The following is a 14,161-nucleotide window of genomic DNA, read 5'->3' as shown; positions in this document are numbered from 1 at the left end:
CGCCGCTGGATCGGATACCAAAAGTTGGCCGGGTGCGTGCCCGGATTACGGTTTCGCGCTACACGGATGCCATCCATTGGCGTGCGCGGTATGGTTATTGCATGACAACCGGGCGAGCATGCAGCCCCAAAAGGTATCCATGTCGCAGCAACACCATCCTTCAGAAGGGCCCGATGCATCGGATCGTCCCGCGACCGTTGAACCCAGCGAGCCGATCCAGAGCGGCGCCGAGGTCGCCACGTTGATCAGCCAGGTGGCGCATGACCTGCGCTCCGCGCTTAACGGGGTGCAGAGCTGGGCCTACGTGCTGGACCACACGCTCGACACGCCTCCCGCCTCCGCGCAGCGGGCGCTTAGCGGCATCCGCACCGGCATGCAGCAGCAACTGGCGCTGATCGAACACATGGAGGAGGCGGTGGCGCTGCTGGCCGACGACAGCTCGCCGCAGTGGGAGCGCGTAGACCTGCTGGCCGCATTGCAGAAGGCGACGGACGAGGTACGCCCGGTGGCCGAAGCGCGCGGCGTCATACTGGCCGCAGCGGGCGTGGACAGCGCTGCGGATCAGCCTGGCGACGGCCTGCTGATCGATGCAGACACGCGCCGCCTGGATCCGCTGCTGCGCAACTTGCTGGTGCACTGCATTCACCATGCGCGCAGTGCCGATACCGTGGAGACGCACCTCAAGTTCGAGGCGGGGCGGATCCGGCTGCGCATTACCGAGAGCCGGGCGCCCACCGGCGCACGCAGGGAAGAGCGCATTGCCGTGCTCTCCGATTTCTTCCGCCGGCGCAAGGCCCAGGGCGGCAACTCGGCGCCACGCCAAGGCACTGCGCTGCTGCTCGCCAGGCGGCTGGTGGAAACGCATGGGGCGCACATCGAGGCCGAAGGGCAGGGGTGTTCGACCGATAGCGGATCGGTGTGCATTACAGTGAGTTTTCCGCTGCATGCCACGCCGTACGAAACCCATTGAGCACGTAGTTTTTACCGGTTGCAGCATAAAGTGCATGGCGCCCGCGAAATGCCGTTTTCAGTTTAGCTTCGAAGCCTCACGCCCGCTGCGGCGGCGGGGGCCTGTCGCCTGGCGGCGGATCGCTCACGGGCACGGGCGGATCGGGATCAGGCACTTCCGGGGGAGGAACCTCCGGCGGTGGCGGGTTTTGATCAGGCTCGGGCGTGATATGAAAGTGCATCTGCATGCTCCATCTCCGAAAAATCAAGATCGGGGGGCAGCCGGCTCCCCAAGTTCTTCCAGCATCCGCGACAACACCTCCAGGTCCACCGGCTTCACCAGATGTTGGTCAAAACCGGCTTCGTTGGTCCGCTGCCGGTCGGCTGGCTGGCTATAACCCGTCAATGCCACCAGGCGCACATGCTGCAACTCGGGGATGGCACGCAGCCGTTGCGCAATCTCGAAGCCATCCATTGCCGGCATCCCGATATCCAGCAAGATCACATCGGGCTGCGCCTTGACCGCGCGCACGATCGCGGCCGGCCCGTCGATGGCGGTCACCACCGTGTGTCCCATGGCCTCCAGCGTGAGCGCCATGGCCTCCAGCGCATCGATGTTGTCGTCTACCACCATCACCGTGCGCGGCGTGCCGAGCGGGGAGCGTAGCTTGCCCACTTCGGGCTGCCAGCTCTGCCACGGCTGCGCGGGCAGCTCCACCACAAAGGTGCAGCCCAGGCCCGCGCCCGCGCTCTGCGCGTGGACAGTGCCGCCATGCAGCTTGACCAGCTTTTGCACCAGCGACAGCCCGATGCCCATGCCCTCCTGCCCGGTGGTGCCGCGGGGCTTGTCGCCGTAATGCGCGGTGGTTGGGTCGAAGATGGCTTGCAGCGCCTGCGGCGACAAGCCGGGGCCGTTGTCCCGCACCCGGACCGTGAGCAGCGTACCGTCGCTGGTGACTTCCAGCGCGAGCTGGCCGTCCGGCTGGGTATAGCGCGCCGCGTTGTGCAGCAGGTTGCTGAAGATCTGCGTCAGCCGCACCAGGTCGCCGCGTACTGGCATTGGCCCCTCGGGCACGCTCAACCGCAGCGAGTGGCCGCGCGAATCGATCAACGGACGCACGGCTTCCACGGCGGTGCTCAGCGCGGTGCGCAGCTCGACCAGGTCGTCGCGCAGCACGATCCGGCCCTGGGTGAAGCGCGAAATATCGAGCAAGTCATCCACCAGGCGGGTCAGGTGATGCAGCTGCCGGGCGATGATGTCGCGCGCCTTGAAGGTGTCCTCGCGGCTTGGCGCGCAGCGCATCAGCAAGTCGGCGGCGCTGCGCATCGGTGCGAGCGGGTTGCGCAGTTCGTGGGCCAGCATGGCGAGGAAATCGTCCTTGCGGCGATCCTCGTCCAGCAGCATGCGCTCGGCGCGCTTTTGCGGAGTGATGTCCTGGCAGATGCCGGCCACGCGATAGAACACGCCGGCCGTGTTGGAGACCGGGAATGCGCGCGCGCGGACCTCGCTGACTTCGCCGTCGCCTCGCTCGAGCCGGAATTCCGCATCCATATGGCCGTCGCGCAGCATGGCATCGAATGCAGCCTCCATGCGCTCGCGGTCCTCGGCGTGCACGCTGGCGAGCCAGTTGCGCGGGTTGTGCTTGAGGTCTTCCACCGGGCGCCCCCAGAGCTGGGCGAACGACGGGCTCATGAACAGGAACTGGCGCTCGGCGGGGTCCAGGATCCACAGCGCATCGGAGAGATTCTCGGCCAGCTGGCGGAACAGTTCCTCGTTCTCGCGCAGCGCTTGCGACGACTTGCGGGAGGCCTCCTCGGCCTTGCGCATGCGCAGCAGGGCATTGATGCTCGACACCAGTTCTTCCGCGTCCACGGGCTCGATCAGGTAGCTGTCGGCGCCGCCATCCAGGGCCTGAACCCGGTGGCGCGATTCGGTCAGCGCGGCCGAAGTCTGCAGCACCAGCGTGCTGGCGGTCTCGGGATCGCTCTTGATCAGCCGGCACACTTCCAGTCCACTGATGTCGGGCAGCTTCACATCCAGCAGCACCAGGTCCGGGGCATGCTGGCGCACCAGCGACAGCGCGGCCTGTCCGCTCGCGGCCTCCAGCACGGAGAAGCCCGCGCGCTGCAGGATGCGGCCCTTGACGTAGCGAGCCCCGTCGCTATCGTCCACGTTGAGGATCAGCGGGCGCCTGGCGTTGATGGGAGAGGGCAGGATGTTCATGGCGAACTCAGCGAAGTGGCGTATCGAAAGGTGCTGTGTGGCGTGTGCATGCGGGGCAGTGAGCGGGGATCGTCAGCGTGAAGGTGGATCCCTTGCCAGCCTCGCTTTGGACGTGGATGTCGCCGTTCAGCAATTCGGCAAGCTGGCGGCACAGCGGGAGGCCCAGGCCCGTTCCCTTGGCCCGGTGCTGCAGCGGGTTCGCGATCTGCGCGAACTCCTCGAAGATCACCGGCAGGTGTTCGGGAGCAATGCCGATGCCGGTGTCCGCAACCGTGAGCACCAGCTGGTCGGTGGCCGGGAGGTAGAGGGCGCTCACACGCACCTCGCCGCGCTCGGTGTACTTGAGCGCGTTGGAGACAAAGTTGCGCAGGATCTGCGCCACCTTGCCCTCGTCGGTACGCAGTGACGGGACGTGGTCGACGGCGCCGATCACCAGTTCCACCTCGGCGCTGTGCTGCAGCGGGCGCATCATGCCGCGCAGCGCGCTGAAGGTACTGTCCAGCGTGAATTCGGTGACGTGCACTTCGGTCTTGCCCGAGGCGATCTTCGCCAGGTCGAGCAGGTCGTCGACCAGCTGGCTCAGCGCCTCGGCGGAATGGCGCACCATCGTCACCTGATGCACCTGCTCGGCATTGAGCGGGCCATCGGTCTGGTCGAGCAGCAACGTGGACAAGGCGCGGATCGAGCTGAGCGGCGTGCGCAGTTCGTGGCTCACGTTGGAGAGGAAGCGGCTCTTGGTTTCGTCCGCCACGCGCAGGCGGTCGGCCCGATCATCCAGCTCCGCGTACAGGGCCACCACACCACGGTTGGTGTCCGCCAGCTCGTTGGCCAGCAGCTCGAGCTCGCGCTGGCGGGCGGCCAGTTCGTGCAGCGTGCCAGCCAGCTCGCGGTTCTGCTCGCGCAGCTCGCTCGCAAGCAGATCAGGCGAGCGCTCCAGGCAGCGCCCGGAGATGGCGGCCAGCGCGGCTGGCGCAGGCTCCGCCGCGGCTGGCGGCAGATGCCGGCGAATGGCGAGACGGGGTTGCTGGCTTGCCTCGGGGTCAAGCGACCAGGTGTCGGCCAGCGCCACGGCATGCAGCAGCGCCTGGCCCGGCGGGTCGCCCGCCAGGGCCTCGCCCCGCAGCATGCGTGCCAGCGTTGAAATGGCGGAGGGCGCCGCATCGACGACGATGGCGAGCTCGCGCGCCGCCTCGTTGCGGCAATCGCCGCGATCCAGTTCCGCGCGCAGCGTGCGGGGCTCGTCCATCGCCAGCAGCAGGCGCGCAAGTTCCGACACCGTGGTGGCGATGGCCGTTTGCTCGATCGCGGAGAAGCCAAGCTCGGCCGCGGCGTTGCGGGCGGCCTGGCGCGCCACCACCACGTCGGTGTCCGCGCGCAGGGTGATCTGGAACAGCGGGAGCTTCATGGCAAGGCTCCCTGGCCAGCAGCGGCAGCCGAGCCCGGGGCGCTCAACGGGCCCGTCCACGCGTGGCATTCGCTGTTGCGGCGGCACACGATCACGGTGACGTCATCGCGCCCGCGCGCGAAATCCCGGTACAGCACCGCCGCGATGATGGCCGGGTGCCGCGCGTTCAGACCCGGATAGTCGTCCAGGTCCCAGTGCGTGCCCAGGCCATCGCTGTGCAGGATCAACAGCGTGTCGGGCGGCCACGGCGCCTCCACTTCAGTCACCTTGCGCATGGCGTAGCCGACGATGCCGTTGTGCGAAATCAACTGGCGCCGTGTCCCCGTGCTGCCCAGCGTCCCGGGCGTGACCACGCAAGCGGCGATGTTGCCGATGCCTGCAAAGCGGATCCGCCCCGGCGCCGTCTCGATGCGGGCTACCGCCATGGCCGCGCCGCGCGTGGCCCGCAGTGCCGCATGGGCGTGCCCGATCAGCACCGCGGGGGCCACGAAGGCATGGGCGGCGGCAACCCGCTTGGCGGCCTCGGCGGCGCGCGCGGCATCGGGGCCGTGGCCGAGCCCATCGGCCACCGTGAGGCTGGATAGCTCGTGCGCCGAACTCACGTGCCAGCCATCGCCGCACTCGGTCTCGCCGGCAATGGGCACGCACACTGATCCCACCGAGATCGCCGGCAGGGCTGGTGGCGCTGGCCGGTCGGAGGGGGAGAGCGCCATGCGCAGGACCGTGCCTTTGCCGGGCGCGCTGTAGATATCGAAGGCGGTGGCGAGCCGGCTTATTGCCCCCAGCCCGTTGCCGGCGGTGCCGGTCGTGGAAAAGCCGTCGCGCAGGCTGGCGCTGAGGTCGGCCATGCCAGGGCCGCGGTCGATGGCGATCACCTCCACCTGCGGCGCGGCCGGCCCGGCAACTTCTTCCTGCAAGGCACGGATCAGCAGTTCGCCATCCCCGCCGTGCTTCAGGATGTTGGTTGCTGCCTCGGAGACGGCGATGGCCAGGCGGCCCGTGGCCACCTCGCCAAAGCCACAGCGGATGGCCAGCTCGGTGACCGTGCGGCGCGCCTGCGCGACATGGCTGGCTTCCTGGATCGAGGCTCTAATCTGCATGATGTTCTCCCGCATTCAGAACACGCCGTAGCGGGCGATGGTCACCGTCGTTCCCCGGCCCGGCGCGCTATCGATCTCGAAAGCGTCGGATAGCCGCCGTGCGCCACCTAGGCCAATGCCCAAGCCGCCGCCGGTGGTGAAACCGTCCTGCAGGGCCGCCTGCACATCGGCAATACCGGGCCCCTGATCGATGAACCGCAACTGCACGCCGCGCCGCGCGCCCGCCGTCACCGGCAGGACCTGCGCGGTGCCGCCGCCGCCGTAGAGCACCATGTTGCGCGCCAGCTCGCTCGCCGCGGTGACCAGCTTGGTCTGGTCGACCAGGGACATGCCCTGTGCCACCGCCGCTTCGCGCACCAGCTTGCGCAGCCGCACCACGTCCTCGCCCGTGCGCAACGGCATGTTCTGCGCCGCCGCATGGCTCTCGGGCATAGCCTGCTGAAGCGAGGGCCTCTGGGCCGCGAAAACGCCGTCGTGCGGGTTCATGCGCCGGCCTGCAGCAGGGCCATGCCGCGCTCCACGTTCAGCGCGGTGCGCACCCCATCCAGCGGGACCCCGAGTTCCACCAGGGTGATCGCCACGGCGGGCTGCATGCCGACGACCACGGTCTGGGCGTCAAGCACGCGCGCAATGGAGGCGGTATTGCCAATCATGCGGCCGATGAACGAATCCACCAGGTCCAGTGCTGAGATGTCGATCAGCACGCCCTTGGCGCGGTCCTTGACAATGCGCTCGGAAAGGTCCTCCTGCAGCGTCAGTGCCAGCCGGTCGTGCATGTCGACCTGGATCGTCACCAGCAGCAGGCTGCCCATGCGAAGAATTGGAATGCGCTCCATATCCGTTCGTCCGTTGCGCGCGGCTAGCGCCGGGCGGCACTGGTAACGGCGCCCCCGGTACGCTTGAGCGCGACGCGGAACGCATCCGCCAGGGTGGCCTTGGTGGTGACATCGGCCAGGTCCACGCCGAGGTGGACAATGGTCTGCGCAATCTGCGGGCGAATGCCGCTGATGATGCAATCCGCGCCCATCAACCGGGCCGCCGCCACGGTCTTCAGCAAGTGCTGCGCGACCAGCGTGTCCACGGTGGGCACGCCGGTGATGTCGATGATGGCGATCGAGGCGCCGGTATCGACGATCTTCTGCAGCAGATTCTCCATCACGGTCTGGGTCCGCGCGCTATCCAGCGTGCCGATCAGCGGCAGCGCCAGGATGTCGTCCCAGAGCTGCACCACGGGCGTCGACAGTTCCATCAGTTCGCTTTGCTGCCGCGCGATGACCTCTTCGCGGCTGGCCTGGTATAGCGTCGTGGTGTAAAGGCCGAGCTGATCCAGCAGGGCGCTGGTCGCCCAGGTTTCGTCCGCCAGCCGGACCGGGTCCTGGGCCAGCAGCTTGCGCAAGCGCACGAAAGCCAGCTGCTTGAGCGAGAACACGAACATGGCCGTATCAGCCGGAGAGAAGCCTTCGCGGGCGCGGCGGCGCGAGATATCCGCCAGCACGCCGCGTACGCGCTCCCATTCCGGCTTGCTCAGGTCCGCAGTGGCGCCGGCGCGCAGCGCTTCGCGCAGGCCGTGCAGGAAGCGCTGGGACTGGTCGCGCAGCTCCGCTTGCGCCAGGCGCTGCCCGCCCGGCAGGGCAAGCTGCTGCGCTACCCAGTCATTCAATAGCGCCTCGGGTTCGTTTGTAAGAACGCTTGTAAGAACGACTAGGGCGTCAGGGCCCTGATCGGTATTTTCTGCATGTAGCGTTTGCGCCACGATTCTCCCCCTTGATATGCCGAAGGCTGCGTTTCCCCTTGGCCGGCAACGGTTTGCGGGCGATGCCCAGGAGCCGGCGGGCCTGGCTCGTGCCGCCTGGTGGCCCGGATGGAGGAAATGGCGCAAAAGCCGTGCCCACGTGCAGGACCCTGCCACAGGAAGGCGCCGGGCGGCCCGGATTGCCAGGCGCCGCGCGCGCGGCCATACTGAGCGCTCAGCAGTGTCCGTGCCAGAACGATCCCGAAACGATCTCCCCAGACATCGATGCGCCAAGACTCTCCCGATTCGCCAGCCAGTCCCCCGCATGGCCATGACCACGATCACGATCACGGCCACGGCGGCAGCACGCTCTCCGAGATGGACCTGCGCGTGCGCGCGCTGGAATCGCTGCTGGTGGAGAAGGGCTATGTCGACCCGGCCGCGCTGGATGTCCTGATCGAAGCCTACGAGCAACACATCGGCCCGCGCAACGGGGCGCGCGTGGTCGCCAAGGCCTGGGCCGATCCCGCCTACAAGGCGTGGCTGCTGGCGGACGCCACCGCGGCCATCGCCTCGCTCGGCTTTACCGGCCGCCAGGGCGAGCACATGATCGTGCTGGAGAACACGCCCGCCACCCACAACATGGTGGTCTGCACCCTGTGCTCCTGCTATCCCTGGCCGGTGCTGGGACTGCCGCCGGTCTGGTACAAGTCCGCGCCGTACCGTGCCCGGGCGGTGATCGATCCACGCGGCGTGCTGCGCGATTTTGGCTTTACGCTGCCGCAGGCGGTGCAGATCCAGGTGTGGGACTCCACCGCCGAGCTGCGCTACCTGGTGCTACCCATGCGCCCGGCCGGCACCGAGAGCTGGAGCGAGCAAGCGCTGGCGGAGCTGGTGACCCGTGACGCGATGATCGGCACGGGGCTGCTGCCGGACGTGACCACGCCGGCAACGGCAGGGGAGCCGCAATGAACGGTGGCCAAGACCTCGGCGGCATGCAGGGTTTCGGCCCGGTTCGCCCGGAACCCGATGAGCCGGTATTCCACGCCGGCTGGGAGCGCCGCATGCTCGCGCTTACGCTCGCCATGGGTGCGCTCGGCAAGTGGAATATCGACACCATGCGCGCGGCTCGTGAAAGCCTGCCGCCGGCGCAGTACCTTGGCAGCAGCTACTACCAGATCTGGTTCGAAGGCCTCAAGGCCATGCTGGTCAAGACCGGCATGGCCAACGCGGAAGAGATCGCCAGCGGCGCATCCACCGCGCCGCCGCTGCCCCTCGCGCGCATCCTGAGCGCGGATCAGGTTGCCCCGGCCCTGGCGCGCGGCACACCCAGCGCCCGGCCCGCGCCGGGAGAAGCCCGTTTCCAGGTGGGCGACCGGGTACGCACCCGCCAGATGCATCCTGCCGGCCACACCCGGCTGCCACGCTATTGCCGTGGACGGCAGGGCGAGATTGCGGCTGTGCATGGCGCCCATGTATTCCCGGACGCCAGCGCCGCCGGGGCCGGCGACCAGCCGCAGTGGCTCTACACCGTGCGCTTTGCCGCCACCGAGTTGTGGGGCTCCGACACCACCGCGGCCTCGGTCTGTGCGGATTGCTGGGAGTCCTACCTTGACCCGGCGGAGGTGGCCCATGGCTGATCCGGCGCCAACTTCGTCCTCGCCCGCAAGCCTGCTGGCCATGCGGGCAGCACTGCCGGCACTGCCTTGCGACAGCACCGGACCGGTGTTCCGTGAGCCGTGGGAAGCACAGGCCTTTGCGCTGGCGCTCGCCCTGCATGAGCGCGGCGCCTTTACCTGGACGGAATGGGCGGCCACCCTGTCGCAGGTCATCCGCGAAGCCCAGGCCGGGGGGGATCCCGACAACGGCGAGCATTACTACCGCTTCTGGCTGACCGCGCTGGAGCGGCTCGCCGCGGCCAAGGGCCTGGTCGACGCCAGCGCGCTGCTGGACCGGCGTGACGCGTGGGACGCGGCGGCCCGGCGCACGCCCCACGGCCAGCCGATCGAGCTTGGCTGAGGCGCCAAGGCGGCCGGTCTGAGCGCGACTTTCAGGCCAAATACGAGCCGCCGGCGGGCGCCCGGCCACTTGCCCGCCAGCGATCCGGCCCCGCTCGTGCTACCGTAGCGGACTAGACGCTATCAAGCGCCCCGATGCCGCGCCGCCAAGGCCGGCGCAACACTCCGACTGACATGAACGACACAGAGATCCAGCTGATCGGCTCGGCCCGCTTGCCGACCCGATTTGGCGAATTTACCGCCCACGCCTTCAAGGGTGCCGTTTCGGGCATCGAACACCTTGCGCTGAGCGTTGGCGACATCACTGGCGAGGCAGTGCTGACCCGCCTGCATTCCGAATGCCTGACCGGCGACGTGTTTGGCTCGTGCCGTTGCGACTGCGGCGAGCAGCTCGACCTGGCCATGAAGAAGATCGCCGAGGAAGGCCGCGGCATCCTGTTGTACCTGCGCGGCCAGGAAGGGCGCGGGATCGGCCTGGGCCACAAGATCCGCGCCTATGCGCTGCAGGACGGCGGGCTCGACACGGTCGACGCCAACCTGGCGCTGGGCCAGGAAATCGATAGCCGCAACTACGCCTTTGCCGCCGACCTGCTGCATCAATGGGGCGTCAAGTCGATCCGGCTGATGAGCAACAATCCCAAGAAGAAGCAGGCGCTGGAAGCCGCAGGCATCAAGGTGGTCGAGCAGATGCGTCATATCGTGCCGTCCAACGCCGAGAACGAAAAATACCTGGAGACCAAGCGCGAGCGCATGGGGCACCTGCTGGATTGACGCCGGGCGGCAAGCCAACGGCGGATTCCGGCCCAAGCTACGAAAAGCGCACAAAACCGAGAAAAGAACCGGTGTATCCGGCTACACTTTCGCATCGTTGCCACCATCAGCCCTCAGCCGGTTCTCAACATGCTTGCCCAGATTCAACGCAGTTGCGGTGAAAGCGCGATGCGCCTGCGCCGGGTGCTTGCCAGGGAAGTCCATCTCGATATCCGCCAGCCCGCCCAGGTCAAGCGCATCCGCCTGCTGGGGTGGCTCGCCTTTACGGGCTACCCGGCGTTCTACCTGATCTGGAAATTCTGGTTTCCCCAGCCTTACGAGAGCCTGGCCCTGCGGCTGGTGGCCATGGTCATGTGCCTGCCGCTGATCGTCTCGCGCGACCTGCGTGACAAAAAATGGCTTCCTGCACATTTTTTGGCGACCCTGACGTACAGCCTGTCGTTTTTCTTCGTCTACATGTATTTGATGAATCACGGCAACCTGGTGTGGTCCCAGTCGCTCGTGATCGCCGTCATCATCCTCTTCAACTTCAGCGGCTGGCTGGGTGGCGCCACCTCCCTGGTGGTGGGCACCGCCCTGGCGTGGCTGGTCTACAACTACGTGACGCCGCCACCCGCCGCGATGCTGGCGGTGAACTGGCCGGTGGAGCTGCCGATCATCGGTTTCACCATCTGTACCATCGCTGTGCTGAAGATTGACCAGCGCATCCTGATCCAGGAAAAGCTGGACGGCATGGCGATTGCGCTGGGCACGGTGGCCCATGAGCTGCGTACGCCGATCCGCAGCATCGGCTCCACGGCGCTCGGCATGGGCCGGTACCTGCCGGGGCTGATCCGTTTCTATGAGGAAAACGAGACGCCGGAAAACTCACTGCACCTGCCGCGGGCCCATTTTGGCCTGCTCAAGGACGCGTTGCCGCGGATCCAGCTGGAGGTCGACCGCATGAACCACGGCATCGACGTGCTGCTGGTCAATGCGCGCGCCAAGTCCCTGCACGGGCCCAGCGAGGTTTTCCTTCTCGGCCAGGCCGTGGAGGAAGCGATCTCCCGCTACCCCTTTGAAGCCAGCCAGCGGGAGCTGGTGCGCGTGGATCTGGAAGAGAATTTCCTGATTCACGCGGACCAGAAGCTGATGGTCATGGTGTTGTTCAACCTGATCAAGAACGCGCTGCACGCGCTGGCGCGGGCAGGGCACGGCGATATCCGGCTGCGGCTGGAGCGCGGCACCCGGCGCAACCGGCTGATCTTCCGGGATACCGGCACCGGCGTGCCGGAGCGCGAGCTGCCGTCCATCTTCAAGCGTTTCCACACCTACCCGCGCAATGAGGGCACCGGCATCGGCCTGGCCTTTTGCCGTGAGACGCTCGAGGCCTGGGACGGGCGCATCCATTGCAGCTCGGTCGAACACGAGTACACGGAGTTCGTCCTCGAGTTCCCGCTTGCCAAGCCGCGCCCGGAGGGCGACGGCGCGGCAAGCTGAGCCTGCATCAGGCCGCGCCGTGCAGCGCTTCGAGGCTGGCTTGCAGCGTGGCCTGCATGGCCATCGGCGGGCGCGCCACCAGCGTGCGCGGCTTGCGCTGCGTGGAACGCCAGCCGGCCAGGTTCACCTCATCGCGGATTTCCGCGCAGACCTGGATCAGGCGCTCGATTTCCACGGCGGTGAGGTGGGCATGCATGGTCAGCCGCATCAGCGCGCGGTCCCGCGCGGTGGCCGGCGCGCAGAACACGGCGCCAAAGATCCCGCGTGACTGCAAGGCATTGCGCAGCACCAGCGTCTGCTCCTCGGTGCCAGACTCCAGCGCGATGATCTGCTCGGATCCTGCCGAGACGTTGTAGCCCAGCCCGGACAGCGCTTCGCGTACCTGAGCCGACACCGCGTGCAACTGCCTGCGGCGATCGTTCGCCCCGACGATGAAATCCGCTGCGGCGTCGAACCAGGCCAGTTCATGGCTGAGCAGCCCCGAACTGAAAATAGCCGGGCGCGATTCCGCAGCGAAATACCCCTTGAACGACGACGGGCACGTCACCAGCCCCGCGCGGCCGCCAAATGCCTTGGCCAGGCTGGCTGTCTGGAAGTGGACCCGCTTCGACAGTCCGAGCTGCGCCACCAGGCCCGCGCCGCCGGGGCCATGCGTACCAAGAGAATGTGACTCATCAACTACAATCACACTGCCGGTACGCTCCGCAACCTCCACGAAATCGGTCAGCGGGCACAGGCTGCCATTGGTGCTGTAGACGGAATCCACCACGATGATGCCGGGGCCCTCCTTACGGATCTGGCGCTCGGCGTGCTCCGCATCGTTGTGCATGAACGGCACGGCACGGGCGCGCGCCGCGTGGGCGCCTTCCCACAGCGACATATGGGCCAGCATGTCCAGGTAGACCGGCGTGCGCTCGTTGGCGATGCTCTGCAGCAGGCCCACATTGGCCACCCAGCCCGACTGGCAGAGGATGCTGTCCTCGGCGCCGCTGAACTGCGCCAGCTTGCGCTCCAGCCGGCTGGTGGGGTTGTCGCCGTACTGGAACACCGCCGACATCAGCAGCTCGCTCTCCGGCCCGCGCATGGCGGCCGTCTGCGCGCGCACCAGCTTGTCTTCGCCGAGCAGGCAAAGATAGTCGTTGCTGGAGAAATGCACGGCGTCGGGCCCCGGTTGCCGGCCGTGCAGCAGATGGCTGCCGCCCCAGCGCTTCTGTACGCGTTCCACCTCGTGGCCCGCCACCCGCGTGGTGACAAAATCCGGCCAGGCAGCCACCGTGGCGGCGGCCTGATGCGACGTACGGCTAGCTTGCAGGCAACCCGAATCCATATTGCTCATTACAACCCCCTTGAAGTACTCCGACTAAAGAAAATGGCCGAAACGGCCGATAAAGGTCGAGGCAACACAGGTGCATCCCGCGTCCTTTGTTTGCAATATAGGTTCCGGGGCGGAATGCAGCCTGCTGCATGTCTGATGTTGCGCCGACAAGCTATTCTGACGCGTGTCCGGGAATTCGCCTTGTTCCGTAGCAGACAAATGGCGCGGCGACGCCACGCCTAGATGTGGGCCAAGGCTTCGGCGGGCAAGCCGGCAGGCGGCAATGCGGCGGCCAGCGGCGCGCCGGCGGCGCGCGGGCTGGCCATGCCTTGGCGCAAATATTCTGTGGGGGCGTGGCCCAGCACGCGGCGGAACATGGTCGAGAAGGCCGCCGGGCTGTCGTAGCCGAAATCCAGGGCAATGCGCGTGACGGCGTCGCCGGCGGCCAGCCGGGACAAGGCCAGGACCACGCAGGCGCGCTGGCGCCATGCCGAAAACGCCATGCCGGTCTGCTCGCGGAAAAACCGGCTGAAGGTCCGGCTGCTCATGTGCAGCACCAGGGCCCAGCGTTGCGGCGAATCATGGGTGTCGGGCTGCCGGAGAAAGGCGTGGCATAGCGGCGCGAGCCGCGCATCGCGCGGCAGCGGAATATGCAAGGGCAGCGCCGTCATGCCCGCGATCTCATGCAGCAGCAGGGCGACCAGCGCGCCGTCCCGGCCGTCGGGATCGTAGTGCGCCGGCATCTCCACCGCACCAATCAGCAACTGCCGCATCAAGGCCGATATCCCCACCACCTGGCACGTATCGCCCGGCCCCGGCACGGCGCCGGGCTCGATATACAGGCTGCGCGTGCTGACGCCCAGCATCGTCACCTCATGCGCCATCCCCGGCGGAATCCACACCGCGCGCTGCGGCGGAACGATCCAGTTGCCATCGTGCGTCGCCACATGCATCACACCCGTCGCGCCATAGAGCAGCTGCGCGCGGCGATGGGCATGGCGCGGCAGCAGGTAGCCCTCGGGGTAGTCGGTGCCGATCGCAACCACGGGCCTGGGCACGTGGTCGTAGTCGTCGATGCGGACGTTGCGCATGGAAGGAAATGGCGGCGGAAGGGTGGAATGGCCGAAACACAAATATTATTGTCCAATCTTCGAAAGTTGGCCATGCCA

At 67.3% G+C, this 14,161-nt stretch carries 14 protein-coding genes; 6 read left to right on the top strand and 8 right to left on the bottom strand.

Going from position 1 to position 14,161, the window contains the following annotated elements; translation table 11 throughout:
• Positions 1-139 precede the first annotated feature (139 nt).
• Positions 140-970: a sensor histidine kinase gene (locus AC07XB_RS05585; protein ID WP_492826579.1), complete on the top strand. Its 831-nt coding sequence runs from the start codon at positions 140-142 to the stop codon at positions 968-970.
• A gap of 243 nt (positions 971-1,213) precedes the next feature.
• Here the strand turns inward: AC07XB_RS05585 and AC07XB_RS05580 are convergent, their stop codons facing one another.
• Genes AC07XB_RS05580 through AC07XB_RS05555 form a run of 6 tightly spaced genes read right to left on the bottom strand, consistent with a single transcriptional unit; the run spans position 1,214 to position 7,337 of the window.
• A complete protein-coding gene (locus tag AC07XB_RS05580; protein ID WP_492826581.1) occupies positions 1,214-3,172 on the bottom strand; it encodes a hybrid sensor histidine kinase/response regulator in 1,959 nt (652 codons plus the stop codon).
• A 7-nt stretch (positions 3,173-3,179) separates the two neighbouring features.
• Entirely contained in the window at positions 3,180-4,577 is a 1,398-nt protein-coding gene (locus tag AC07XB_RS05575) for a sensor histidine kinase (protein WP_492807401.1), read from the bottom strand.
• Positions 4,574-5,677 (bottom strand): ATP-binding protein, encoded by a 1,104-nt coding sequence (locus tag AC07XB_RS05570; RefSeq protein ID WP_492826583.1) that lies wholly within the window; start codon positions 5,675-5,677, stop codon positions 4,574-4,576. The genes AC07XB_RS05575 and AC07XB_RS05570 overlap by 4 nt, the downstream gene beginning before the upstream one ends.
• A gap of 15 nt (positions 5,678-5,692) precedes the next feature.
• Positions 5,693-6,109, bottom strand: coding sequence for an ATP-binding protein (locus tag AC07XB_RS05565; protein ID WP_492375274.1), 417 nt, complete (start codon positions 6,107-6,109; stop codon positions 5,693-5,695).
• A gap of 50 nt (positions 6,110-6,159) precedes the next feature.
• On the bottom strand, positions 6,160-6,513 hold the full coding sequence (locus AC07XB_RS05560) for an STAS domain-containing protein (RefSeq protein ID WP_492807405.1): 354 nt from the start codon (positions 6,511-6,513) through the stop codon (positions 6,160-6,162).
• Positions 6,514-6,536: 23 nt separating this feature from the next.
• Positions 6,537-7,337, bottom strand: a complete 801-nt coding sequence (locus AC07XB_RS05555) for an STAS domain-containing protein (RefSeq protein ID WP_492807407.1) — start codon at positions 7,335-7,337, stop codon at positions 6,537-6,539.
• A 357-nt stretch (positions 7,338-7,694) separates the two neighbouring features.
• Between AC07XB_RS05555 and nthA the strand changes: the two genes are divergently transcribed.
• The 5 genes from nthA to AC07XB_RS05530 all read left to right on the top strand — a co-directional run bounded on the left by nthA (position 7,695) and on the right by AC07XB_RS05530 (position 11,677).
• Entirely contained in the window at positions 7,695-8,381 is a 687-nt protein-coding gene (nthA, locus tag AC07XB_RS05550; RefSeq protein ID WP_492807409.1) for a nitrile hydratase subunit alpha, read from the top strand.
• On the top strand, positions 8,378-9,049 hold the full coding sequence (nthB, locus tag AC07XB_RS05545) for a nitrile hydratase subunit beta (protein WP_492375270.1): 672 nt from the start codon (positions 8,378-8,380) through the stop codon (positions 9,047-9,049). The genes nthA and nthB overlap by 4 nt, the downstream gene beginning before the upstream one ends.
• Positions 9,042-9,428: a nitrile hydratase accessory protein gene (locus tag AC07XB_RS05540; RefSeq protein ID WP_492826585.1), complete on the top strand. Its 387-nt coding sequence runs from the start codon at positions 9,042-9,044 to the stop codon at positions 9,426-9,428. Before nthB ends, AC07XB_RS05540 begins: the two co-directional genes overlap by 8 nt.
• Positions 9,429-9,601: 173 nt before the next feature.
• Positions 9,602-10,198 carry a GTP cyclohydrolase II gene (gene ribA, locus AC07XB_RS05535; RefSeq protein WP_043355124.1) on the top strand — a complete coding sequence of 199 codons (597 nt, stop codon included), beginning with the start codon at positions 9,602-9,604 and terminating at the stop codon, positions 10,196-10,198.
• 129 nt (positions 10,199-10,327) lie between these two features.
• Positions 10,328-11,677: a sensor histidine kinase gene (locus AC07XB_RS05530; RefSeq protein ID WP_492375268.1), complete on the top strand. Its 1,350-nt coding sequence runs from the start codon at positions 10,328-10,330 to the stop codon at positions 11,675-11,677.
• A gap of 7 nt (positions 11,678-11,684) precedes the next feature.
• Here the strand turns inward: AC07XB_RS05530 and cqsA are convergent, their stop codons facing one another.
• Positions 11,685-13,013: an alpha-hydroxyketone-type quorum-sensing autoinducer synthase gene (cqsA, locus tag AC07XB_RS05525; RefSeq protein WP_492375267.1), complete on the bottom strand. Its 1,329-nt coding sequence runs from the start codon at positions 13,011-13,013 to the stop codon at positions 11,685-11,687.
• A 218-nt stretch (positions 13,014-13,231) separates the two neighbouring features.
• A complete protein-coding gene (locus AC07XB_RS05520; protein WP_492375266.1) occupies positions 13,232-14,083 on the bottom strand; it encodes an AraC family transcriptional regulator in 852 nt (283 codons plus the stop codon).
• Between the last annotated feature and the right edge of the window lie 78 nt (positions 14,084-14,161).

Source organism: Cupriavidus sp. GW821-FHT02F09, from assembly GCF_059421605.1.
This window is presented reverse-complemented; position numbering and strand designations above follow the sequence as displayed.